We start from the raw sequence: 26,028 nt of genomic DNA on the forward strand, positions 1-26,028 counted from the left end.
ACAATTCATAATAATACCTGACTATATTGTCACATACTTTTGTTTAACATCTATAAATGTCTAAACTTGCTGCCGAAGATAAATTCCTGGATTTGTCGGATTACGGAAGGCCGATTGCAAAACTGTTTGTCAATCAATTAAAAAACACCCGATTTACGCCCATTCACGTCACGTTGCTTTTTGGCGTTTGTGGCTTGATTGCCATTTACTGCATTTTGCAAAATCAGTACCTTTTAGCCGGTTTTTTCATTATTTTGAAATCAATTATTGATGCTGCCGATGGCGAATTGGCAAGAGTAAAAAACACGCCTTCCTACGTTGGAAGATACCTCGACAGCGTGTTTGACATTGTATTGAACTTTTTGTTTTTCATGACAATTTGTTATGTTTCCAAAACCTCATTTTGGATGGCGTTAATTGCCTTTTTTTGCATCCAATTGCAAGGGACTTTATACAATTATTACTATGTGATTTTGAGAAATAAATCGGTTGGTGGAGACAAGACGAGTAAAATTTTCGAAGACAAACCACCTCAAGCATTGCCGGGAGAAACTCAAAAATCAGTCGATATTATGTTTACAATTTACACGATTGTTTACGGCATTTTCGACAAAATAATCCACGTTTTGGACAGTAATGCTTACAAAGCAAATACGTTTCCAAACTGGTTTATGACCTTCGTTTCCATTTATGGATTAGGCTTTCAATTGCTGATTATAGCCTTTATGTTGCCTTTGAATTTGATAGAATATATAGTTCCATTTTTCATAATTTACTCTTTGTTTGTTTTTGTCTTAATCGCCATTAGAAAGACCTTTTTCAAGGCTTAAATTTACAATAGACTAAATCTATAACAAACATACAAACCATTAAACACCAGCATTATTAAATATATTTATGTAATTTTTTAATTTAATTTAAAAAACAACATTGGATTGTTAAAATACCAACCAACAATTTAGAAATTTCCCCGAATTATATAACAATTAGCATTAATTATACAACAGTCTTACTCCTATTTATCCCCAATTTTGTAACGAAATAAATAGTAATTTAAAACTTAAATAGTATGCCGAATTCAAAAGAGATTAAAGGAAAATGGGATGAGTTGAAAGGAAAACTCAAACAAAAGTTTGCTGAATTGACAGACGACGATTTGTTGTTTGAAGAAGGAAAAGAAGATGAAACCTGGGGAAAAATTCAACAGAAAGTTGGAAAAACCGAGAAAGAAATTAAATCATTATTTGAATAATTTCGGCTTCTAAAAATCAAAAAACTGCTTCAAAAGCCGAATTCATTTTTTCCTTTTCAGGATATTTTGAACACGTTTTCGAAGCAGTTTTTTAATACTTTTTCACTACCCAATCCAAGCCTTGAAATCGGAAACTTTTTCGCGACTTACGACCACTTCATCTTCTTTATATGAAGGCAAAATCAACTTCAATCGAGAGTTGCTATAGACCACAATTTCCTTGATGGATTTTAACGGAATGATAAACTTTCGACTAATTCGATAAAAATCTTTTGTGTCTAATTCTTGTTCCAAAACTTCCAAAGTGGATTCGATTAGATAGTTTCTGTTGTCGAAAGTATGAATATAGGTTCCTTTATTTTCACTAAAAAAACATTCGATTTCGTCGATGGAAATGACTTTGAGATGCTGCCCTATTTTGACGGTGAACCGAGTTTTGAAATTCTTGTCGAATGGATTTTGGAACATTTTCTTGATTTGTTCAAAATCCAATTGAAGTGTATTTTCTGGTTTTGGCAAACGGTTTTGAAATTTAGAAATTGCTACTTCCAAATCATCTTCGTCGATGGGTTTCAAGAGGTAATCAATGGAGTTTAATTTGAATGCTTTTAGGGCATATTCATCGTAAGCCGTCGTGAAAATTACGGCACTTTTTATGTCCACTTTTTCGAAAATTTCAAACGACAAACCATCCGATAATTGAATGTCGAGAAATATCAAATCAGGATGCTCGTTCTTGGAAAACCATTCGATGGATTCCTCTACGGAATGAAGCATCACTCCTACTTCGATGTTGAGTTTATCTAGTTTGCGTTGCAATAATCTTGCTGCTGGTTTTTCGTCTTCGATTATTATTGTTTTCATATTTTAAATTGAGGGTTGGGAGTTAGAAGTTGGAAGTTGGAAATTCTACTGAACACTGGAAACTGAACACTGAACACTTCTCCTACTCCCATTTTTCACTTTTCTCCTTTTCCATAAATTCCCGGATTTTTCTTTCTTCCCAGTTTTGTCCAAAAAACAGGTTTCTTCCAAAAACCGACATTCCGTGAGCCAATAAACCAATTCCCCAAAACAAAGCCGTAGAGAATGTTCCCCAATTAAAAAAATCTTTATCAGAATGCTGTATATGCGCATAACTTGAAATAATTAAATATGCATTTACCAAAACATAAACTAGGGCATGGATATAAAATCCTTTGATTCTTTTTACTCGTTTATAAGCCAAACGGTAGCGTTCTTCTGGATTGAAATTTTCTGATTCGTATTCGTCAAACATTCTTCTTGATCGTGTCATTTCTTTAAATTTAAAATTATTCCCAAGTTTTTTTTGATTGCTCTTCTTTGTCCATAAACTCTTTAATCTTTTTTTCTTCCCAATCTTTCCCGAAAAACGGCATATAATTAAAGACTTTCATTCCGTGAAAAAACACTCCAATTCCCCAACCCAGCATTGGCCAAAAAAACCACAAATAAGCTGGCGAAGTGAGCAAATTAATGACCATAAGGCCAATGTTTACAATAACATATGCGATTAAGTTTCCGTAAAACCCCTTGATTTCCTCTACTCTTTTTCTTGCTTTAAAATAGCGTTCTTCTTCTTGATACTTATTTTCCATTTTCAAATAGTATAATGTTATTTCCAAGTTTCTTTTTTATCCTCTTTATTCAAAATCTCTTGAATTTTACGCTCTTCCCAATTGGAGCTGTATCCAAAAACCTTGAAAGCGTGCATCAACAATCCGAATCCCCAACCTGCAGCCGAAAACCAAAACCATTGAAATTGTGGCGAATACGTAAGATTTACAAAAATTAAAATTGGTATTACACAACAATAGGATATTAGATTTCCGTAAAATCCCTTAAGTTCTTCCACTCGTTTTTTAGCTCTATAATAAGCTGTATTCTCGTTATATGTTGCAGTTGTATCCATAACTGAAATTTGTTTGGTTAAAATTGGTATTTTGACCGTGAATGTTTGTTCGTTTTGCTCTATCAGAACTTTTCTGTTGGTAATAATTCCGTAGCGATTGATAATGTTTTGCAAGCCGACACCTTTACGTTCCTGCAATACTTCTTTTTTTTGATAATCATTTTGAATGGCCAAATAATCGCCTTCGATAAAAATACGAATATGCAAGGGTCTTTGTTCGCTAACCACATTATGTTTTACCGTGTTTTCCAATAAAAGTTGCAAGGAAAGCGGAACCACCTTGGCTTCCGGATTGGGAATAGTTGTTGGCAATTCATAAAACAAGCTGTTTTCGAAGCGCATTTTCAATAAATTCATATAGGTTTTGGCGAAAGCCAATTCTTCTTCAACCGAAACCAACTCTTTGTCTTTTTGTTCCAAAACATAGCGGTAAATTTTGGACAAAGAAGTAGTAAACCGCTGTGCATTTTCCGGATTTTCTTCAATCAAAGAACTCAAAACATTCAAACTATTGAAGAGAAAATGCGGATCGATTTGGTTTTTCAAACTTTCGAACTTTGCCGAAGCTGTTCCTGCAATGATTTTTTGTTCTTTTACCCTATTTTCTTGATACCCTTTATAGAGATAAACCAGGTGAACAATCAACAACACCACAAAAGTAAAAACAGAAGCTACAAAATAATCTGAAGCGTTATCATTGGCAATAAAAAAACTAAGTGACTGATTTTCAATCAAAACAGAAATAAAAAGTCTAAGCAAAAAAATAACGAATAGTGAAAGGAAAAAAGAAGACACAAAACCAATAAGAATTCTCTTTTTTGAAAATCTATCATTGACGAAAAATTTATCCAATGTTATAAACAAAAAAGTATTCGTTAAATGCAATGCCAAAGTATAAAGCATTGTATATAAAAACATTAACTTCAAATGTTCGTCAAAAGAAATGCTATCCCCGTTTAAAACTCGAATTAGATTAAGCAACCCAAAAATAGCAATTCCTACATAAAACGCTCTTGGTAATTCTTTAACATAATCATTTTTCATTGCCTAAAGTATTTTATTACAGTTTCTAGATTATTTACAATTTTTCAAAGCAGCTTCTGCTCTATCCAATCCCCATTTTGGAGAAAAAGGGGTTTCAGGTTTAAAAGTAGCAAAAAGTCCGATAGCTTTTTCAATTTGGGCGCACATTGGCTTAGTATCTTTACCCCAGAATTTTGCTCCGCCAATTTCAAATTCCGCTTTTCCGAAAACTGCTCTAGGATTTTCTGGCGCGATAGCCTGGGCTTTGGCATATAATTCCATCACTGTTCCAGATAATTTTTGTCCGTTGGTCATTGGATCAAAAGCAATCCATGCAGTATGAATCATCGCTTGCATCACTAAAAGCTCGGCGTTGTTGGGTGTTTTTATCAATTCGACATCCAAAGCATTTTGAGCTTTGTCTAACAACAAACTGATTTGTTCTTTGTCTTTTGTACCAAAAGCCGTTGTCGTGTTCACCAAAGCCACATAATAATTAGGCAACCAAGATGTTTTTTCGGCGGCAGCAATTCTTTCGAACATAGCCGATGCTTCAGTGTTTTTTCCTTCACCCCAAAGTTGGAACGCTTTTCCCATTCCTTGCTCAAATTGTCCTTGGGCAGAAACTAAACTGGTAATAAAAAATACGATTGCAATGATAATTTTTGTCATAATTTCTAGTTTTTAATTGGTTGATTAATTCTTGAACAAATTTATATTGGTTGTAACGGTTTTAAAATTTACATTTACTGAACTGTTGAATTTCGAGGATGAATTGTATTGCGTATATTATTTTTTGTAATTTTGGTAAAACTTATGGTTATGAGCACTGCTGAATTAAAACTGAAACTATTCCGAGAAATTGACACCCTTGAAAAATCAAAATTAGAACAGATTTATGGTTTGGTACTCAATTTCATCAACAAGGACAACGATACCGAAGAATGGAATGCTCTAACTACAACTCAACAAAAAGGATTATTGGATGCCATTGATGAGATGAATTCATCAGACGGAATGGATCATAAAAAAGTAATGGAAAAATACAAAAACAAGTATGCTTAAACCTATAAAATGGTCTTCGTATGCAGACGATGATTTTGCTAAACTATTAGAATATCTTGAAAATAGATGGAATAAAAAGGTTTGCTTAAAGTTCATTACCAAACTCGATTTTTGTATTGAATTAATTCATAAAAACCCAAATCAATTTCCTTTTTTCAATAAAGAATTTCAAATAAGAAAGTGTGTCGTGACTAAACAAAACACCCTTTATTACAGAGAAACAAACACAAGAATTGAAATTTTAAGACTATATGATACACGTCAAAATCCAGAAACTTTAAAATTCTAACTACAAATTTTCCAACTGATTCGTCTTTTTGTCCTTGCTTATCGTCCAAAAGAATCCCACAAAAAAGAATCGATCCGCAGTGGGAACAATCGCTTGACTTTCATAAATTCCTGCTGAATTTGGCGTATTCGCGTAATTATATCCATACACATTTTTGATTCCGGCAACATTGGTCACCGAGAAAAAAAGTATTTTCTGGGGCGAAATCAAATAAGCCCAATTCACGCTTAAATTGTTGTAGGTTTTCGTTTTTCCGTTCATAACAACGGTTTCATTTGGGTTATTGTACGGTCTTCCGGAACTAAAAGTATAAGTGGCTCCAATTTGCGAACGCCAATCTTGAATCCAATATTTGGTTACCAACGACAAGGTGTGATCTGCAACAAAACTAGGCGTTGCTTGTTTTGGAAAATTAGCATAATTCCGTTTGGTGTCTATATAGGAATAGGAAATCCAATATTCCAAGTTTTTGATGTTCTTGTTGTCTCTCCAAAAAAGCTCCAATCCTTTGGCATAACCCGTTCCACTGTTATTGAAATTGCTATTGAAAACGGGCGATTTTGTGTCGTATTTTACTAGATTATCATAGCTTTTATAATAGACTTCGGCTTTAAAAATCTGCTTGTCCTTGTTGAATTCATAACTCAAAATATAATGTTGCGCTTTTTCGGCTTGCAAATTGGTCGAGTATTTCAGGTAATCGTTTTTGGGTGCTTGTTCGAATGTTCCATAAGCCAATGAAATTTGCTGATTTTTGGCCACTTTATAAGCTAAAGCTATTCTGGGAGCAATAGAACTTTCGTCTAACAACTCGTTTTTCGAAAATCGGAAGCTCACTTTTGCAATCAAATTATTGGTAAACAAGAAGTCTGTTTCAGAATAGGCTGCAAAAATATTCGAATGATACCCACTTTCGAAATTGGTAACCGATTCAGAAAAATTAGTATAAAAATAATCGGCTCCAAAACTAGTTTTTATCTTACTGGAAATGGGTTTGGTCAATTTCAATTTCAAATGGCTGGCATTTTCGGAGGCATCATAATTATAGACATCATAAATCCCGCTGTTTCGACTTTTGGCAAAACTAATCCCTGCAAAAATGTTCCAATTATCGCCAAAACCGCATTTGTACGAAAGGTTCGAATACAAATTATTGTTCTTGTTTTGGGTACGCACTTTATCAGGATAATTAATATCATCTTGTTTCAAATCGAAATTGGCTGCTGTGTAGGATGCGTAAAATTTCAGCAATCCTCTATCCAATTTCTGCCTAAAAACGGTTTCTCCACCAATAGATTCATAGGGTTTTATCCATTCGATATTATCGGGCAACAAAGTTTGATACGGTTGCAAATTGAGGTAACTCGTGTTCACGCTCAAGGAATTATTTTTCCATTTTTGGGTGTTTCCGAGACTGGCACCAACAGACATTACACCAATATCCGTTTTTTCCAAATCGGGTTCGTCAATGGTATTCATCACCAAAATACTCGAAAGCGCTTCGCCATATTCAGCCGAATATCCTCCCGTTGAAAAAGTCGTTCCCTTGAAAAGCATTGGCGAAAAAGTACTTCTTGTGGGCACATTATTCGCCGTTTGAATATAAGGTTGCGCCACTCGAATTCCATCAATAAAGGTTTGGGTTTCGTTTGCTTCACCCCCACGAACAAAAAGTTTGCCGCTTTCGCCAACAACTTGCGTACCCGGCAAGGTTTTGAATGCCGAAACAATATCGCCTGGATTTCCAGCTGTTGTCAAAATATCCAAAGGTTTCAAGACTGAAACTCTCGATTTGCCACCCGCTTCCATTGTTCCTGCGGTAATCAAAACTTCATTTAACTCGGTCAAATTACGTTTAACCGCTATGGTTTGATAATGATATAAATTCATCACAATTGGCAGATTTTTAGTCTCAAAAGACAAAGCGCTGATGACCAAAATTTGGTTCCCTTCGGCAGTTGTTGTAAAACTAAATTCTCCAGTATTACTTGATGTTGCACCGTCATAAGTTCCATCAATATAAATATTGGCATTGGGAATTGGGTTGTTTTTTTCATCAACTATTTTCCCAGAAATCGTCGTTTGGGAAAACGAAATGATTGTAGAAAAGAAAATGATAATAAGTAAAAATGTTTTCATTGTTTAAGGTTTTGATGAAGCAAATATATTCCTGCAATTAGAGTCTTGAAATATTAGTTCACCGAACTGTGGAATTTTGGGGATGAATTGTAAGGACAAACACAATGAATTTAAAAATGACTGCAGATTCACGGATTCAATTCTTTAAAATCCTAAATTTGTTTATTCCTAAAATTTAAAAAAATGAAAAAATCAATCTTTTTAATTTTACTGCTGACTTTTAGCACTGCTCTATTTTCCCAAGAAAAAGAATCAACCTATGACGAAAAACTGGCAAAATCACTGAATGCAGATGACTATGGAATGAAAAAATATGTCTTTTGCTTATTAAAAACAGGAAGCAATACCACTGTGACAAAAGAGGAAACACAAAAACTATTCAAAGGCCACATGGATAACATCGGTCGATTGGCAAAAGAAGGAAAACTCGTTGTCGCAGGTCCTTTTATGAAAAACGAAAGAAATTATAGAGGCATTTATATCTTTAACGCAAGTACCATCGAAGAAGCCAAAGAATTTGTGGCCACTGACCCAGCGGTACAATCCAATCTTCTTGAAGCCGAACTGACGCTTTGGTATGGAAGTGCGGCATTGCAGGAAACGCTAAAAATTCACGAGAAAATAGCCAAAACCAAAATTTAATCCTGCTTATAAAACTTAGCAAGTCTTTTTGATTCAAATTCCCTAAATTCAAATATGAAAACCGAAAAAGATAAAATGATAACCGGTGAATATTACTTGGCTGGTGACCCAATTCTGGTAAAAGAACGCCGAAAAACCAAAAATCTACTCCACCGATTAAACGTCATTGAATATAGAATAACTAAAAAGGCTAGAGAAATAATCCAAGAATTAATTCCTGATGCTGGAACAAATCTTTACATCGAACCGCCCTTTCATTGTGATTATGGGTACAATATTGTTTGTGGCGACAATGTATATTTCAATGTGAATTGTGTGGTTTTGGATAGTGCACCCATAAAAATTGGTTCCAATGTTTTTTTTGCGCCCAATGTTCAATTGTACACTGCCAATCATCCTTTGGAAGCTGAACTAAGAAAAACACTAGAAAATGCTTTACCCATTGCTATTGGCGATGATTGCTGGATTGGAGGAAATACCGTTATTCTTCCTGGAATAACCATAGGAAACGGCTGCGTGATTGGCGCTGGTTCTGTAGTAACCAAAGACATCCCTGATAATTCATTGGCAGTAGGAAATCCTGCGAAAGTGATTAAGAGACTCAATAACAACAACAAATAAAAACAGACACGAGCTAGAAGCTCGCATTAGCGGTATAAAACAAGGTTGCCTTTATTTTCAAAACACATCATTAGTTAATTTATGGTTCCAATTCATTTAATTTTTATAATGCTTATTGTTCAAATTCTTGGATACCTTTTATTTGATAAATATGGTTTTAAAAAGTGGAAATATCTGGTGTTTGGATTAATCTTGATTTTACATTTCTTTGTCTTTCCTGATTTTTTTATACCAAAATACAAAGAAGGAGAATTGAGATGTGGACTACCCATTATGGGAGTTTATCTTGGTTTTTGGTTTATTGGTGGCGGACTCACTATTATTTTGCATTTTGGCTATCTTTTGTCAAAAAGATTTGCAAAATAAAACCGCAGTTAGTCCCTATTTTCCCTATCTATTTAGGTCTTTTACTAATCCGTTGGGGTTCAAGAATCCAAGATTGAGGTTCTTGAATAATCCGTTAGAGTCTTTTATTAATCCGTTGGGGTTCAAGAATCCAAGATTGAGGTTCTGGAATAATCTGTTAGAGTATTTTACTAATCCATTGGGGTTCAAGAATCCAAGATTGAGGTTCTGGAATAATCCGTTAGAGTCTTTTACTAATCCATTAGGATTCAATAATCCAAGATTGGGATTCTGGAATAATCTGTCGGTATCTTTTACTAATCCATTAGGGTTCAAGAATCCAAGATTGAGGTTCTGGAATAATCCGCTAGAGTCTTTTACTAATCCGTTGGGGTTCAAGAATCCAAGATTGGGGTTCTGGAATAGTCTGTCGGTATCTTTTACTAATCCGTTTGGGTTGTATAACTCCAAATTTATAGTTAAAGACCCCGAATTTGGGGTTATGAACCTCAAAATTTGGGTTGTATAACCCCAACCGACCATTCTACAACCCCGAAATTGCAGTTTTGAACCTCAAAATTGGGGTTATACAACCCCAACCGACCATTCTACAACCCCAAAGTTACGGTTATGAACCCCAAAGTTGCAGTTACACTACCCCAACCAACCTTTCTTAAACCCTGCGAGATGGTTATTTTACTAGTTTGGAGCTGTATTATTGGCCTTGGCAGGGAGTTTTAACTAATTTACTTGTTCCTCTTGGTTTCGTATAGTCCTGATGGTGGCAACCGCCTTATAACCTAGTATAGAGCATAGCTTACAGCATTGAAAACAGCATTGAAAACCCCAATAGTTATTCTCTAATTTTTCTAAAACTAGAAAACATTACAAAATCAGAAATTTAAAATCTTATCAACAAATCCGAAATCTAAAATCTAAAATCTAAAATTAAATTTTACCTTTGACCTTTCAATAAAAACAAAGATTATGGTTTACAAATTCAGGGTAATTCTCGATGCCGAAGAGGACATTTTTAGAGATATTGCGATACTTGCAGAAGATACTTTAGAGGATTTACACAACGCCATCTTCAATTCTTTTGGATTTGACGGTATGGAAGTGGCTTCTTTCTACACCTGTGACGACACTTGGAATCAGGAAGACGAAATTCCGATGTTTGATACCGGTGATATTCCGGGCGAACAAAAAACGATGAGCGATTATTTGCTTTCGGACATTTTGGACAAAGAAAACACTAAAATAATTTATGTTTACGATTTCATCAATATGTGGACTTTCCTTGTGGAACTAGCCGCAATCGAAGAAGTTGTTGCAGGAAACACCTATCCTGAAACTATTTTCTCTGTTGGCGAAATGCCGGATGAAGCCATGGAAAAACATTTTATTGCCGAAGACGATGAAAATGAAAGTTATAATGAATTTGAAGATGATCTTGACGAAGAAGATCTAGACATGTTTAGCGGAGACGATAGTTTTGAAGACTACGGATTTGAAGAAAACTGGAATTAAAAAGAGAAGAAATCAATAATCAAGAACCAAGATGAAAGACTTCTACTCTGTCTTACATCTTGGTTCTTTTGTCTAAAAAAAAACAAAAAAACCAATGATAAATTTATTCAATACGCATATCGAAACGATTTCCATTCACAGAGTTGGGAACAAGAGCCGCAACGAAGCCATATTCTTGTCGGAAGAAGCTTTTAAGTTGAATGATGAAGTGGTGCCTTTGATTAAAGAATATTTCTTTAAACCTTTTCGCGAAAAAGAAGAAAACTACTTTCAGTTTGCCCACGAAGTCGATTTGGAATACAATGACATGTATAAATTGGCTAGCCAAATTTTCGAAAACCCGAGTAACATTCACGAAGTTTCTAAGCAAATAACTACCCATTTATTCGAACAATCGAACCATCCGCACATCAAAAATGGAGAGGTTTACGTAACACATTTGACCAACCTGAATATCGACAACAATGTCGTGGATGCCATCGGGATATTCAAAAGCGAATTACAAGCAGATTTCTTGCAGTTTGAAGAAAAAGGTTCCAATCTTGAAATGGTTTTGCAACACGGAATCAACCTCAGCAAACTGGACAAAGGTTGTATAATTTTCAATTATAAAAAAGAAGAAGGCTACAAAATCTTGACTGTCGATAGTAACCGTTATGACGCCCGTTATTGGTTGGAACATTTCCTTTCGGTGGATGCTTTTGAAGACGAAAATTTCATCACCAAGAAATACTTGAAATTCTGTCAAGGATTTGCAAAAGACGTTGTTTTTCCAGCCGAAGACAAAAAAGAAGAAGTGATGTTCATGAATCGTTCAGTCAATTATTTTGCCAAAAATGACCAATTCGAAGAAAGCAATTTCCTGAATGAAGTTTTGGACAATCCCGATTTGATTCCTGAATTCAAAAACTACAAAGTAGATAAAGGCGAAAAATACAGCATCGAAGACGTGACAACGTTTCCTATTGCCAATGCAGCGGTTTCGGATGCCAGAAAATCGATTAAAAACGTAATCAACTTGGATACGCAAATTCAAATTAAGATGGATTTCATCAATCCGGAAAGTGCCGAGAAATTTGTGGAAAAAGGTTGGGACGAAGAAAAACAAATGTATTACTACCTAGTTTATTTCAACAAAGAAGTGAAAAGTTAATTTTTTTTAAATCAAAAATATTTCAATCCTCGATTAGTAAATAATTGGGGATTTTTTTTGTTTAAATCTTCTCTTAAAACAGCTTACAAAATATTTTTTATATTTTTTTTGTAAGCATTTTAATTGTATTAAACTAAAAAACACGCAGTTAATCGTTTTTATTTGTCACTTAGTCGTCTTTGATGTAACTTCACTATCCCAAATTTAAAAGACCTAATATGAGTATAATCAAAATCAGGGAAATAAATTTTTCCGGCAAAATTTTTTGTTCGTTTCTCGGACATAAAATGGTCACTACCAGAAATGTGACCAATCATTTCAAGGAATACAAATGTTCTTGTTGTGGTTTAGAATTGACAAACGATCTGAAAGGTCACAAAACATTTTTGACCCCAGAATTAAAAGACATCAACGAAACACTGGTAAGTCTGTACCAAAAAAGACATTTTTCTGTTGAATAATTTACCCTAAAACCTATAAATTATGCTAATCCTACTACTCCTAAAAAGCCTGATATTGCTCAAACAAACCATTGAAAGGAAACGTATTGCTCGAATTTCTGAAATTGAAATACGTTTATAGTCTTATGCAAATTGGATTTTTTTACAATATCGCTCAAAGCTTGGATTATCTGAGGAAATCTGTGTTTTTATAATTTCGAGTGATAAAATCAAAGGCTGAACCAAGAACATTTCCCATAGATTTTGCCCGTTTAAAATTGATGTCGTGTGTCAAGCGGTACAATTCAAATTTTAGTTGTTCCACATGCTCATCAGGAGCAAGGAAATCATTTCCCATAATATGCAATAATTTCTTGATTCGGGTTTCGGTCGAAAACAGCCTTTTGGCCAAAGCGGCCCTTTCTTCGTTTTTATATTGTTCGATCGAACTATACTCGAGTTTTTCTTTGACCAGTTTTACCATTGGGTAATTTTCTTTAAAAAACTGGGGACGATACACCTTCAAATTACCTTCATAACATTGTTGGTCAAAATCTATGGGACGAATCCTGAAAACCACTTGATCAAAATCGTGAATGGGAACAATCACGTAATTATAAGCCCTCATGTCTCCCAAAAGCCTGATCATGCAACGTTCGTTAAACTTGACAAACTCTTTTGCTATTTGTGATTTTTCAGTCTCGGAACGATGCGTTAAATGCTCAGCCATGAAAACGTCGCCTGGAATCCCCATAATATGCTCCTCGATCAAAGTGTCTTTGTAAACCAAAAAATGGATTTTATCTGACGAAAGAATATGCTCCAATTCCAAGCCATACACTCGGGAAGCATCGGCTTTTTTGACATAAAAATAAGTATAATTGTCATTCAAGATGTTCCTTACTTTTACTCGAAAGGGTTTCGAATTTCCAAAAGTACAGTAATCGATGGCATCGACACTCAAATATTTTATGGTGTCTAGATTTCCATCGGAATGCAGGTAAGAATAGATTTTTTTTAAATTCAAATCGATTTCATTTCTCTCAAACTCACTATAATAAACCCGAATCCACAAGGTATCAACATCGTTTCGGTCATAAACATTTATGGAGCCCGAAAAACGCAATAAATCATCATAAAAAATAGAAACTTTAGACATACGATCAAATCGCTCCAAATAATCCAAAAACGAATTATTCAAAGGGTAAGTAGGTTTCTTGAAAACCATTAATGGTTCTTTCATTTTCAAAACATTTGTTACAAATTTACATTAATATCATTTATTAAAACCAAGTTGTCCCATAAAAAGTTGTCATTTTATATTGCAAAAAGAGCGTCACAGTCCTTGAAAAGTCACGATTCATTAGTTCAAAAACAAATACAGATTTGTGGTATCTTTGCATAACTATGAAACGGTTTCAAACCATATTATTTTTCGCCTTAATTTGTTGCAATACAATCATTGTATCTGCGCAAAACATTACCGTTGACGACTCTTATACGGCTCAACAACTTGTCGAAAATGTTTTGGTAAACAGTTCTTGTGCAACAGTTTCTAACTATGCTGCCAGTGGCGACACAACTCCCGTTGGACAAAATAGTTATGGCTATTTTACCAATGCCGGCGGCAGTTTTCCTTTCAAAGAAGGAGTGCTTTTGAGCACTTGGGGAGCCAATAATTCTAAAGGGCCTTATGTTTTTTACAGAGGTGACGGAAATGATAGTGCTTGGTCAGGTGATATGGATTTGAATCAGGCGATAGGAATTGCATCCACAAACGCCACATCGTTGGAATTCGATTTTACGCCCTTGACCAATTTCTTGAGTTTTGATTACATTTTTGCTTCCAATGAATATAAAGACGAAAGCCCTTGCCAATATTCCGATGGATTTGCTTTTTTGATTAAAGAAAAAGGAAGTCCTGCGAATTATCAAAACCTGGCAGTAATTCCCGGAACAACAACTACAGTCTCATCCATAAACATTCACCCTGCTACTCCTCTGGGAGGTTGTTCGGCAGTAAATGAAATATATTACAATGGAAACAACACGGCTACAAGTCCAATAAATTATGCTGGACAAACAGTTGTCATGAATGCTCAAACCAATGTTGTTGCAGGAAAAACGTATCATATTAAATTGGTGATTGCCGATGATAAAAACCAGTATTACGATTCGGCCGTTTTCCTGAAAGCAGGAAGTTTTGCCCCGAAAATAGATTTGGGTCCCGATAGATTGAGGGACAACCCGGTTTGTTTTGGCGAAAGCCTAGTCATCGACACAAAATTGCCGGCGAGTTATGCTTACAAATGGTTTAAAAATAATGTGGAAATAATAGGCGAAACAAAACCATTTTATACCGTTACCGATACTGGAGCTTATAGTGTGGAAGTGATTTTTACGCCTGCAACTTGTAGTGCTACCGGAAATATAAATATAGAATATGCTCCAAAAATTCTGTTGACCGACACAACACTAACCCAATGTGATGACAATGGCGACGGAGTTACCATTTTTGATTTGACCAAAGCGGACAACATCATCAAAAATAATGATGCCAGTTTAAGTCCAGTTGTTTATTATGAATCGTTATCCGATGCACAGGGAAAAATTAATCCAATTCAAAATCCGGCTACTTATACCAACAAACTAACAGTTCCAAACCTTTTTGCCAGAGTTACCAATACTTTCAACTGTGCCAATTATGCCCAACTTAGTCTTGTTATTGCAAACAACAGCATTGCACCGCAAAATCCTGTTTCGACCTGTGATGGCGATGCCGTTCAAGATGGTTTGTATCAATTTGATTTAAATACACAAGTAACGCCACAAGTTTTGACAGGATTACCGGCTGGAATGATTGTGGAATATTATCTGAATACAACGGATGCTGTTTCGCAAAAAAACACGCTACCCAATATTTTTAAGAATACAACAGCAAATCAACAAATTATTTATGCCCAAATTGTAAACGGAGCCGATTGTTACGGAATTGTTCCAATAACCCTTGTCGTAAACACCTTTAGTCCTGCCAATTTTCAGGATGAAGCGGCAGCTTTATGCATTGGTTCCTCGACAACTTTAAATGTGGCTTCCGGGTATTCGAATTATTTATGGAATACTGGCGAGACGACAAATTCGATTAAGGTTACTGCCTCTGGAGATTATTCCGTAAAAGTTACCGATGTAAATGGTTGCGAGAAAACAAAAAAATTCAACGTAACAAGTTCTGGAATTGCAACAATTACAGCTGCCAAGGTAAATGATTTTGAAGGAAACGAAAATTCTGTTTTGATAGAATATACAGGTGTTGGCAATTATGAATTTTCGCTTGACGGATTATATTTTCAAGACAATCCATTGTTTACAGGAATTGCTCCGGGCAATTATTTAGCTTATGCACGAGATAAAAATGGTTGTGGTTTATCTGCTCCTTTTCAAATTTATGTTTTGGATTATCCCCGTTTTTTTACTCCAAATGGCGATGGCTACAATGACTTTTGGAAAATTAAAAATCTGGATTTATTTCCAGATGCCGTCATAAGCGTTTTCAACCGGTATGGAAAATTATTAAAACAACTTAACGCCAATAGCTCAGGCTGGAACGGCACATTCAACAATTCTGAATTACCCGCTGACGATTACTGGTTTCATCTCAATTTTGGTGACGGAAAAATAATAAAAGGTCATTTTTCCTTGAAAAGATAGCTTATATTTTATTATTTTTAGCAAATGAAAAAGTTTTTAATTTTACTCTTTATTTTTGCTTCCATAAATTGTTTTTCCCAGTTTAGCAAGACTCATTACATACCGCCATTGTCAGGTTCAAATTCTATCGCTGCACAAGAGCAATATTTATATATTTCCACCCCAAGTTTAACCCCCGTAAAAGTTAAAATCAATGCCATTGGAGTAGGAATCACCAATGTTACCGTATCTCAAAATAATCCCTATGTTTACACCATCGGCCCAGGAACAGATACGCAACTAATGGCTAGCAGCGTTTTTTTAAACACGCCTCTTTCCGACAAGGGTTTTATTATCGAAGCAGAAAGCTTGGTTTATGTTGCTGCTAGGGTATTGGCAGGAAACTACAATCAAGCAGGTTCATTAGTTTCAAAAGGAATGTCAGCATTAGGAAAAGAATTTAGAGTTGGAGCCTTCATAAATACTGCCACAACAGATTTTAGCCCAGCTCGATATACTTTTTTATCCATTTTAGCCACAGAAAACAATACTCTTGTTGAATTCAAAGACATCAAGCCGGGGGTCACTTTATTAAATAATCCCAGCGTTGGAAACACTCCTCCAAGTATTACATTAAACAGAGGGCAAAGTTATATTTTGGCTATCGAAGACCTCAGTATTGCAAACAAAGACGGATTAATTGGCGCATTAGTCAAATCGAATAAACCCATTGCTTTCAACTGTGGTTCTTTTGGAGGAACTAATGGTAACAACAATGGAAATTTGGACTTGGGATTTGACCAAATTGTTCCAATAGAAAATATAAAAAATAGTGCTTCAAATGAAACCAAATACATTTTTGTAAGAGGTTTTGGATTAAACATCACCGAAAGACCTTTAATTGTGGCTCACGAAGACAATACCGAAGTATTTATCAACGAAGTTAGCACAACTATATTAAATGCAGGACAATATTTAGCTATAGACGGCTCTTTGTATGGAGCCAATGGAAATATGTATGTGAGAACTACAAAACCAACATTTGCTTTTCAAAGTGTTGGAGGTTCTGGTCAGGCCAATCAAGAAATGTTTTTTGTTCCACCATTAAATTGCTCAACACCAAACATTGTAAACAATATCCCATTCTTAGAAAGCATTGCTCCCCAGTCTTTTACAACAAATAGCGGTGTAAATATCGTTACCGAAAGTGGAGCAACATTACAAATAGGAATTGATGGTACAAATTACCCCATTTCTAGTCTTCCCCCTGGAGTAACAGCAACTCTTAAAACCGTAGTTGCCAACCCCGCTTTTGAAGTGTATAGCATCACAGGTCTAAGAGGTAATATTGGTGCTTTCTCGAATAAACAAATTTATGTTTCTTATTTTGGTTCAAGTGGAGCAGCAACCTATGGCGGTTATTATTCAGGTTTTGATCTTAAACCCGAAATAATATCCGATATAAAAATAGGTTCATCTTCTTCTTGCATTCCGGATGTGGTTTTAAAAATCAGCACTTTAACTGCTTATAATTCCTTTCAATGGTTTAAAAATGATGTGTTAATCCCAGCCGAGACAAGCAATCAATACACGCCAACTTCTCCAGGTTTTTATCAAGTGAGAGGAAGTATTTCAGGTTGCTTGAGTGAGGTTTTTTCTGATAAAATTCCCGTTAGTGAATGTCCTACGGATTTAGATAACGATAAAGCCTGTGACAACATCGATGTCGATAATGACAATGATGGAATCCTAAATTGTACCGAATCTTATGGAAATCAAAATATCGATATTTCAAATTTAAATTCAGGAAATATTACTGTTGGAACGTATACAAATTCCTTCACAGGAAATGTTTCAACCTCAATAACAGCAAGCGCAATCCCATTTACTGGCAGTTCAGATGGCAGTTTTATATCCGAAGTTCCTGCTGGAAAAGGAAATAGTGCAACTTATACAATGAATTTTGCACAGCCAATAAGTGTAGGAATAGAATATGCTTCGACAGCAAATTCTTCCGATTTATTGAATGCGGATGCAGAATATGTTGTAAATTCAGAAATCAATAAAACCATAACGGTGCTCAATCCAACAAATCAATTATTAATTGACACCAACTACGACGGCATTTACGAAAGTGGAGTAACCCAATTTTCTTCTTTCGAAATACGATTTAGACTTAACAGTACAACTCCTTTGGCAGCTGGCACTGGCACATTCAAATTCCAAACTTATTTAGCCAATTCGATAAGTTTTACACATAAAAATTTGTTGGATGATTTACCAAATAAGTCAACTTTAAAGTTTTTCACGCCCTGTGTTCCAAAAGATTCTGATTTAGACGGAATTCCCGACCAATTGGATCCAGACAGCGACAATGATGGAATCCAGGATGCAATAGAAGCCCAAGCAAACAATTCGGTGGCTTTATCAAATACCGACACAAACATTAATGGAATAGACAATGCTTTCGAACCCGGATTTACGCCTTTTGACAATGACAATGATGGAATTCCAGACTATTTGGATTTGGACAGCGACAATGACGGAATTTTAGATTCGGTAGAAAATGGAAATGACTTGGATACTGATGGAATCCGAAATTACCGCGATTTAGACAGCGACCAAGATTTGTGCAGCGACGTTATTGAAGCGGGATTTACCGATGCCGATGGAGATGCAAAATTTGGAAATTCACCAATAACCGTTGACGCAAAAGGACTCGTTATTGGAGCTCCCTACACTATTCCGAATCCAAATTACATCACGGCTGCTCCTATCGTAATAACCACGCAACCCAATGTGGCTCCAACTTGTGAATTACAAAACGCCACAATTTCATTAGTCGATAATGGAGGAAATACTTACCAATGGCAATTATCCACTGATGGAGTGAACTGGACCAACCTTTCCAACAATGCAACTTATCCTGACGTAACAGCAAATCCATTAAATATAATAGGCGTTACCAATGCGATGAACGGATACAAATATCGCGTGTTATTAAACAAAACAGGAAATTCTTGCGGATTGACTTCGGCCGAAACCACCTTGACCATTTATGCTTTACCCGTTGTGAATAATGTGACGATAGTACAATGTGACGACGATCTGGATGCAATTTCGACCTTCAATCTAACAGTAAAAAACAATATAATTTCAAGCAATTCAGCTAACGAAACTTTTACGTATTACAAAACTTTGGCTGGAGCCAATACCGCCGATGCAACACAACTAATCAGTACACCATTGGCTTTTACAAACACAACACCAGTAACAATGCCAGTTTGGGCTAGAGTGGTGAACACAAATGGCTGTTTCAGGACCGCACAAATTACTTTACAAGTTTCGGCAACGCAAATTCCAATTACTTTCAAACGAACTTTTGTAAATTGCGATGATTTTCTGGATACAAACGGACTGAGCAATGCCAATAACGACAAAAGAGATGGAATTACCACTTTCAATTTAAGCAGCGTTACAAATGACATCAAGGCTTTGTTGCCAGCTGGAAATTTTAGCATAACCTATTACAGGAACCAAGCTGACGCCCTAGCTGAACTCAATGTCATTACCGATATTTCAAATTACAGAAACATTGGTTATCCAAACACCCAAAATATTTGGGTTCGAATAGATAGCGACATAAACAATGCTTGTTATGGCTTGGGACCATTTGTAACTTTGACTGTCGAAAAACTGCCTTTCGCCAATGCCGTTCCTGTTTTCAGACAATGCGACGACAATCAAGACGGGATTTTCCCTTTCGATACTTCAAATTTAGAAACCACTTTGTTGGGAAGCAACCAGTCGTTTCCCGTTACCGTGACCTATTTTGATGTTGCCAACAACCCGCTGAAAGATGCCAACGGAGCATTGATGACCAGCCCTTTTCCGGCAACTTTTTTCTCAACTTCGCAAACCATAAAGGCTGTTGTAACCAATAACACGACCCAAAAATGTTTTGACGAAACCACCATTCAATTTATTGTAGATGATTTGCCGGAAGCTTTTGCTGTTCCTGTGAATTTGACAACGACTTGTGATGACGAATCAGATCCTTTAACCCAAGACGGAAAAATTGCTTTCGACACGACCACATTCCAATCTACAATCCTGGGAACACAAACTGGAATGACGGTAAAATACTTCGATGCAAATGGAAATCCGTTGTCTAGTCCGTTGCCAAATCCATTTGTTACCGAAACACAAAACGTCACGGTTGTCGTGGAAAATCCAATAAACACGACTTGTACAGCCTCGGTAATTTTGCCATTTGTAGTAAATCCTCTACCTAAAATTAATTTAAACACTGATGGAAGCGAGGATAAATTAGTTTGCCAAAACGACCCGACTTTCTTTGTTCAACTCGATGCAGGAATCCAAGATAACTCTCCTACAAGCAACTATAACTATATCTGGTCAAAAGATGGAATCATTTTACCTGGTGAAACTAACTACACTTTAAACGTAAACGCAGAGGGAATTTATACTGTAGAAGTCACAACTCTATCTGGCTGTAGCAGAATTAGAACCATAAAAGTAACCGCTTCAAATATTGCAGATATCGAAACTATTAAAATTGTCGATATGGCCGACATCAATATGGTTACCATTATTGCTACTGGAACCGGAGATTATGAATATAGTTTAGGAGAATCCCTTAGTTTTTTCCAAGATTCCAACATCTTCACCAATGTTCCGGCTGGAATTCATACGGTTTATATAAGAGATAAAAACGGATGCGGAACAATTGATGAAACTATAGCTGTTGTTGGTTTGCCAAAATTCTTTACTCCCAACAACGATGGATACAACGATTATTGGAATGTAAAAGGGGTAAATGCGACTTTCAATCCCAATTCCATAATATATATTTTTGACCGATACGGAAAACTCATCAAACAAGTTGCCGCCACAAGTGAAGGTTGGGACGGAACTTTCAACGGAGCTCCAATGCTTGGAGACGATTATTGGTACACCATAAAACTAGAAGACGGAAGAGAAGCCAAAGGGCATTTTAGTTTGAAAAGATAGTTATGATACAGATCAATACTAAATTAGTTTTTGCTTTATTATTTTTGGCACTATTCACAAAAAGCAATGCACAAAATGACTGTACAGATGCCATTGTAGCGTGCGGAAACTCAGCTTTTACAGGAATTACTGTAACCGGAATAGGTATTCAAGAATTATCCGACCAAACCAATACTTGCTCTAGCCAAGAAAACAACGCCATTTGGTTAAAAATTGCTATTAAAAAAGGAGGTACACTTGGCTTTTTGCTCCTTCCTGAAAGTGCCGATATTAACGAAGATTTTGATTTTTTTATTTTTGGACCAAATGCTACTTGCAATGCGCTTGGGCAATCTATACGCTGTTCTACTACAAATCCTAGAGCAAGCAATCAGAGTAATAATTACACTGGAATGAACGAAAATGAGACCGACACCTCCGAAGGGCCTGGGCCTAACGGAAATAGTTTTGTAAAATGGCTAACAGTTTCCGATGGAGATACTTATTTTTTGGTCATAGATCGTCCTATCGGATATAGCAATTTTTCATTGCAATGGACAGGAACTGCCACTTTCAATGATGCACCCGAAATTAAGATTCCAATAAGCACAACATTAAATATGAATCAATGTGATACCGATGGCGTTGCTGATTTTTCTACCACATTCGATCTAACCAAAAACACCTCTATAATCATTGGAAACCAGGATGATGTAATTGTAACTTACCACACGGAACTAAATGACGCAATAGTCAATATAAATCCGATTTTAAATCCAAGATCTTTCGTCAATTCGTCAAATCCACAAACTATTTATACAAGAATTACTAATTCTAAAACAGATTGTTTCAGTACCTCTGAATTTACAATTGATACCACCCAGACAATAAGTTTTCCTGTAACCGAATCTTACATTTGTGATGATGCTACAGATGGTGACGATACGAATGGTAAAGCTATTTTTGATTTAAATAAAGTTACGTCCGAGGTTTTTAAAAATCAAGATACGAGCACTTATACGATCAACTATTATTTATCTCAAAGCGATGCCGATGCAAATCATAATGAGTTGCCACAGTTTTTCCACAACACAACAGCCCATCAACAAGACATTTACATAAAAGCTTATAGCAATGAGTTGTGTCCTGCCACGGCTAGAATTAAATTGCATGTCAATCCGCTTCCACAAAAGATCGAGGCATCATTAATTCAATGCGATACTGGTTTAAATCCTGACGGAATTAGCACTTTCAATTTAAGCGAAGCCAATTCTTCACTAACAAATAATCTACAAAATCTTGCTGTTGATTTTTTCTTAAATCATAATGATGCCATAAATAACACAAACCCGTTCCCAACAACTTTTGTCAATACTATCAATCCGCAAACTATAGTTGCCAAAGTCACAAATACCGCTACAGGATGCTACAGATTCAATAATTTAACATTAAAAGTAAATTTAATTCCAGAGCAAACCTATCCCTTAAAACCTGTTTGCGATGACGATGGATTAGAAGACGGAATACATGTTTTCGACCTAAACGAGGCTAATATACCTATAGCAAATACACAGACTATAGCGTATTACTTGAATTCTACCGATGCCTTATTAGAGCAAAACGCAATAAAAAATCCGCAAAACTTCATCAATCAAACTACCTCTAATCAAATTCTTTACGCTCGAGTTGAAGACAAAAATGATTGTTTTGGCATCAGCCCAATTGAATTAAAAGTGGACAAATTACCGCAAATAGAAATTACTTCAGCCGCTATAGTTTGTTCCAATCTTCCAGCCCTTTTTGTACCAATCAATGCTGGAATACTAGAAGGACTACCAGAAGATTACACTTACATCTGGTCTAAAAACGGAACTGTTCTACCAGAACAAACAGCTTACTCCATTGACATAAATACCGAAGGGAACTATACTGTAGAAGTATTAAATAGTGCTGGCTGTAGCAAAGTTAGAACCATCGCAGTCACCCCTTCAAATGTGGCAGAAATTAAATCCGTTAACATTACTGAAATGGCAGATATAAATACGGTTACAGTAAATGTTACTGGTTCGGGCAAATACGAATACAGTTTAGACAATCCTCTTGGGCCGTTTCAAAATTCTAATTTCTTTACTAATGTTACAGCTGGCATTCACGATATATTTGTTAACGATAAAAATGGCTGCGGAACCATTTCTAAAACCATGGCAGTCATTGGTTTGCCAAAAATCTTCACCCCAAACAACGACGGATACAATGATTATTGGAGCGTAAAAGGGACGAATGCTACATTCAACGCCAAATCCATCATTTATATTTTTGACCGATACGGAAAATTACTCAAGCAAATTACTCCAAAAAGCCAAGGATGGGATGGCACTTTTAACGGAATTCCATTACCTACTGATGATTATTGGTACACCGTAAAACTAGAAGATGGAAGAGAAGTCAAAGGGCATTTTAGTTTGAAAAGATAAAAAATAAACAAATTCCCACTGACTACCAAAATAATATTTATACTTCAATCAAAAAAACAATGTCAAAATTTTTCATCACAACTTTATTCGCTGTTTGCAGTTTTGGATTTGCCCAAAACGCAACTCTTACCGTTACCGTTACGGGTTTAAAAAACAATACCGGATTACTCACCGTCGAATTATACAATGCCAAAGGAAAATTTCTGAAGATGGCTTATAAAACGGCTTCATCTGCTATCAAATCAAATACTGCGACTGTTACTTTTATTAAAATTCCCAAAACAGAATATAGTCTTATGGCGTATCATGACGAAAACGACAATGGCAAATTAGATAAAAATTTTATAGGAATGCCAAAAGAAGCTGTTGCCTGTTCAAATAATGCAAAAGGATTTATGGGACCTCCCAAATATGAAGACGCCAAATTTACCTTTACGGCCGATTCTAAAATCAGCATCAAAATGAATGCTGCGCTTTAGCCATAAAAAAATCCCAAATTCACATCGTGAATTTGGGATTTAAACTATTGAAATTTAGAATTGAATTAGATTTTAAATCTTTTTCTATCTGTTTCAGTCAAATATATTTTTCTCAAACGAATCGATTTTGGAGTTACCTCAACATATTCATCTTTTTGAATGTATTCCAATGCTTCTTCAAGAGAGAAAATGATCGGAGGAATAATTCTCGCTTTTTCATCATTTCCAGAAGAACGTACGTTAGATTGTTTTTTCTCTTTAGTTACGTTTACACACATATCATCACCACGAGAGTTTTCTCCAATTACCTGACCTTCGTAAATTTCTGCATTTGGTTCAACAAAAAACTTACCACGATCTTGTAATTTATCGATAGAATAAGGAATCGCTTTTCCTTTTTCCATAGAAATCAATGAACCTTTGTTACGTCCGGCAATTTCTCCTTTGTAAGGTTCGTATCCTATAAAACGGTGTGCCATAATAGCCTCACCTGCAGTGGCGGTAAGCAATTGATTACGCAATCCAATAATTCCACGTGATGGAATATTAAATTTTACAATCATACGGTCACCTTTAGTTTCCATACTCAACATTTCACCTTTACGCATGGTAACGAACTCTACAGCTCTACCTGAAAGAGTTTCTGGTAAATCAATTGTCAATTCCTCAATTGGCTCACATTTTTTACCATCAATTTCTTTGATGATAACTTGTGGTTGACCGATTTGCAACTCATACCCTTCTCTTCTCATTGTTTCGATAAGAACAGATAAGTGAAGTACACCGCGACCAAAAACCATAAATTTATCAGCTGAATCAGTTTCACCCAATTTCATTGCCAAGTTTTTCTCTAATTCTTTTGTCAAACGCTCTCTAATATGACGAGAAGTTACAAATTTACCCTCTTTACCAAAGAACGGAGAGTCATTAATTGTAAACAACATACTCATGGTAGGCTCGTCAATATCAATTGTTTTCAAACCTTCAGGATTTTCAAAACAAGCAATGGTGTCACCAATTTCAAAACCTTCTACTCCAATTATTGCACAAATATCTCCAGCTATTACTTCTTGCACTTTTTTACGACCAAGTCCTTCAAAAGTATGCAATTCTTTAATTCTTGACTTAGTAATTGCTCCATCTCTTTTTACCAAAGAAATTGGCATTCCTTCTTTCAAAACACCTCTTTCAAGACGACCAATGGCGATACGACCTGTAAAGGCGGAGAAATCTAGTGATGTAATCAACATTTGAGGAGTTCCTTCAGAAACTTTTGGAGCTGGTACATTTTTGATAACCATATCCAATAATGGTTCAATATTGTCTGTAATTACATTGAAGTCATCAGACATCCAGTTATTTTTGGCAGAACCATAAACCGTTGGAAAATCCAATTGCCATTCTTCAGCACCCAATTCGAACATTAAGTCAAAAACTTTTTCGTGAACTTCTTCAGGAGTACAGTTTTCTTTGTCTACCTTATTAATAACAACGCAAGGTTTCAAACCAAGGTCAAGTGCTTTTTGCAACACAAAACGTGTTTGCGGCATTGGCCCTTCAAAAGCATCAACCAAAAGGCAAACACCATCAGCCATATTCAATACACGCTCTACCTCTCCACCAAAATCGGCGTGGCCAGGAGTATCAATAATGTTGATTTTTATTCCTTTATATAACACAGAAACATTTTTAGAAGTAATGGTAATACCTCTTTCACGTTCCAAGTCGTTGTTATCAAGAATTAAGTCACCGGTATTTTCGTTGTCACGAAATAAATGACAGTGATACATAATTTTATCAACCAAAGTGGTTTTACCGTGATCTACGTGGGCAATAATTGCAATGTTTCTAATAGCTTCCATCTGAATTTTTTTGAGGTTGCAAAGGTACACTTTATTTTCATATAAAAAATATTTACATTTTAATAGTTACAGTTTAATAAC

22 protein-coding genes are annotated in these 26,028 nt (G+C 35.7%); 13 read left to right on the forward strand and 9 right to left on the reverse strand.

Annotation, left to right across the window (positions count from 1 at the left end):
- The first annotated feature begins 56 nt into the window (after positions 1-56).
- Both OZP13_RS10485 and OZP13_RS10490 read left to right on the forward strand, forming a co-directional pair.
- Positions 57-830 (forward strand): CDP-alcohol phosphatidyltransferase family protein, encoded by a 774-nt coding sequence (locus OZP13_RS10485; RefSeq protein WP_281297103.1) that lies wholly within the window; start codon positions 57-59, stop codon positions 828-830.
- 239 nt (positions 831-1,069) lie between these two features.
- Positions 1,070-1,252, forward strand: coding sequence for a CsbD family protein (locus tag OZP13_RS10490; RefSeq protein WP_269240104.1), 183 nt, complete (start codon positions 1,070-1,072; stop codon positions 1,250-1,252).
- Positions 1,253-1,357: 105 nt separating this feature from the next.
- Here the strand turns inward: OZP13_RS10490 and OZP13_RS10495 are convergent, their stop codons facing one another.
- The 5 genes from OZP13_RS10495 to OZP13_RS10515 all read right to left on the reverse strand — a co-directional run bounded on the left by OZP13_RS10495 (position 1,358) and on the right by OZP13_RS10515 (position 4,880).
- Positions 1,358-2,116: a LytR/AlgR family response regulator transcription factor gene (locus tag OZP13_RS10495; protein ID WP_269240105.1), complete on the reverse strand. Its 759-nt coding sequence runs from the start codon at positions 2,114-2,116 to the stop codon at positions 1,358-1,360.
- Between the two features lie 82 nt (positions 2,117-2,198).
- Positions 2,199-2,549 (reverse strand): 2TM domain-containing protein, encoded by a 351-nt coding sequence (locus OZP13_RS10500; RefSeq protein ID WP_281297104.1) that lies wholly within the window; start codon positions 2,547-2,549, stop codon positions 2,199-2,201.
- A gap of 16 nt (positions 2,550-2,565) precedes the next feature.
- Positions 2,566-2,871, reverse strand: a complete 306-nt coding sequence (locus OZP13_RS10505; protein ID WP_281297105.1) for a 2TM domain-containing protein — start codon at positions 2,869-2,871, stop codon at positions 2,566-2,568.
- A gap of 17 nt (positions 2,872-2,888) precedes the next feature.
- Entirely contained in the window at positions 2,889-4,229 is a 1,341-nt protein-coding gene (locus OZP13_RS10510) for a histidine kinase (RefSeq protein ID WP_281297106.1), read from the reverse strand.
- Positions 4,230-4,259: 30 nt separating this feature from the next.
- Positions 4,260-4,880, reverse strand: coding sequence for a hypothetical protein (locus OZP13_RS10515; protein ID WP_269240108.1), 621 nt, complete (start codon positions 4,878-4,880; stop codon positions 4,260-4,262).
- Between the two features lie 150 nt (positions 4,881-5,030).
- On the opposite strand from OZP13_RS10515, the gene OZP13_RS10520 reads away from it, so the two are divergent.
- Both OZP13_RS10520 and OZP13_RS10525 read left to right on the forward strand, forming a co-directional pair.
- Entirely contained in the window at positions 5,031-5,273 is a 243-nt protein-coding gene (locus OZP13_RS10520) for a hypothetical protein (RefSeq protein ID WP_269240109.1), read from the forward strand.
- Positions 5,266-5,562, forward strand: a complete 297-nt coding sequence (locus tag OZP13_RS10525; RefSeq protein ID WP_269240110.1) for a type II toxin-antitoxin system RelE/ParE family toxin — start codon at positions 5,266-5,268, stop codon at positions 5,560-5,562. The genes OZP13_RS10520 and OZP13_RS10525 overlap by 8 nt, the downstream gene beginning before the upstream one ends.
- On the opposite strand, the gene OZP13_RS10530 is transcribed toward OZP13_RS10525, so the two are convergent.
- Complete coding sequence (locus OZP13_RS10530; protein WP_269240111.1) at positions 5,563-7,701, reverse strand: TonB-dependent receptor; 2,139 nt, start codon at positions 7,699-7,701, stop codon at positions 5,563-5,565.
- A 183-nt stretch (positions 7,702-7,884) separates the two neighbouring features.
- Here OZP13_RS10530 and OZP13_RS10535 point away from each other — a divergent pair, with 183 nt between their 5' ends.
- Together OZP13_RS10535 and OZP13_RS10540 are read left to right on the forward strand one after the other, a co-directional pair.
- Entirely contained in the window at positions 7,885-8,343 is a 459-nt protein-coding gene (locus OZP13_RS10535) for a YciI family protein (protein WP_269240112.1), read from the forward strand.
- Positions 8,344-8,397: 54 nt separating this feature from the next.
- Positions 8,398-8,964 (forward strand): sugar O-acetyltransferase, encoded by a 567-nt coding sequence (locus OZP13_RS10540; RefSeq protein WP_269240113.1) that lies wholly within the window; start codon positions 8,398-8,400, stop codon positions 8,962-8,964.
- Between the two features lie 390 nt (positions 8,965-9,354).
- On the opposite strand, the gene OZP13_RS10545 is transcribed toward OZP13_RS10540, so the two are convergent.
- Positions 9,355-9,780, reverse strand: coding sequence for a hypothetical protein (locus OZP13_RS10545; RefSeq protein ID WP_269240114.1), 426 nt, complete (start codon positions 9,778-9,780; stop codon positions 9,355-9,357).
- Between the two features lie 516 nt (positions 9,781-10,296).
- Here OZP13_RS10545 and OZP13_RS10550 point away from each other — a divergent pair.
- The 3 genes from OZP13_RS10550 to OZP13_RS10560 all read left to right on the forward strand — a co-directional run bounded on the left by OZP13_RS10550 (position 10,297) and on the right by OZP13_RS10560 (position 12,453).
- Positions 10,297-10,839, forward strand: coding sequence for an IS1096 element passenger TnpR family protein (locus OZP13_RS10550; RefSeq protein ID WP_281297107.1), 543 nt, complete (start codon positions 10,297-10,299; stop codon positions 10,837-10,839).
- A gap of 94 nt (positions 10,840-10,933) precedes the next feature.
- On the forward strand, positions 10,934-11,992 hold the full coding sequence (locus tag OZP13_RS10555; protein ID WP_281297108.1) for a nucleoid-associated protein: 1,059 nt from the start codon (positions 10,934-10,936) through the stop codon (positions 11,990-11,992).
- A gap of 218 nt (positions 11,993-12,210) precedes the next feature.
- A complete protein-coding gene (locus OZP13_RS10560; protein WP_281297109.1) occupies positions 12,211-12,453 on the forward strand; it encodes a DUF1660 family phage protein in 243 nt (80 codons plus the stop codon).
- A gap of 166 nt (positions 12,454-12,619) precedes the next feature.
- On the opposite strand, the gene OZP13_RS10565 is transcribed toward OZP13_RS10560, so the two are convergent.
- On the reverse strand, positions 12,620-13,675 hold the full coding sequence (locus tag OZP13_RS10565; protein WP_281297110.1) for a hypothetical protein: 1,056 nt from the start codon (positions 13,673-13,675) through the stop codon (positions 12,620-12,622).
- A 164-nt stretch (positions 13,676-13,839) separates the two neighbouring features.
- Here OZP13_RS10565 and OZP13_RS10570 point away from each other — a divergent pair, with 164 nt between their 5' ends.
- From OZP13_RS10570 to OZP13_RS10585, 4 genes are read left to right on the forward strand one after another with little or no spacing between them, the layout of a single operon-like run.
- A complete protein-coding gene (locus OZP13_RS10570; protein ID WP_281297111.1) occupies positions 13,840-16,140 on the forward strand; it encodes a T9SS type B sorting domain-containing protein in 2,301 nt (766 codons plus the stop codon).
- 24 nt (positions 16,141-16,164) lie between these two features.
- Entirely contained in the window at positions 16,165-21,153 is a 4,989-nt protein-coding gene (locus OZP13_RS10575) for a T9SS type B sorting domain-containing protein (RefSeq protein WP_281297112.1), read from the forward strand.
- Positions 21,154-21,155: 2 nt separating this feature from the next.
- Complete coding sequence (locus OZP13_RS10580; protein ID WP_281297113.1) at positions 21,156-23,606, forward strand: T9SS type B sorting domain-containing protein; 2,451 nt, start codon at positions 21,156-21,158, stop codon at positions 23,604-23,606.
- A 59-nt stretch (positions 23,607-23,665) separates the two neighbouring features.
- Positions 23,666-24,085, forward strand: a complete 420-nt coding sequence (locus tag OZP13_RS10585) for a DUF2141 domain-containing protein (RefSeq protein WP_281297114.1) — start codon at positions 23,666-23,668, stop codon at positions 24,083-24,085.
- 65 nt (positions 24,086-24,150) lie between these two features.
- On the opposite strand, the gene typA is transcribed toward OZP13_RS10585, so the two are convergent.
- Complete coding sequence (gene typA / locus OZP13_RS10590; protein WP_281297115.1) at positions 24,151-25,947, reverse strand: translational GTPase TypA; 1,797 nt, start codon at positions 25,945-25,947, stop codon at positions 24,151-24,153.
- Positions 25,948-26,028 lie beyond the last annotated feature (81 nt).

Source organism: Flavobacterium limnophilum, from assembly GCF_027111315.2.
GTDB classification, from domain to species: Bacteria; Bacteroidota; Bacteroidia; order Flavobacteriales; family Flavobacteriaceae; genus Flavobacterium; species Flavobacterium limnophilum.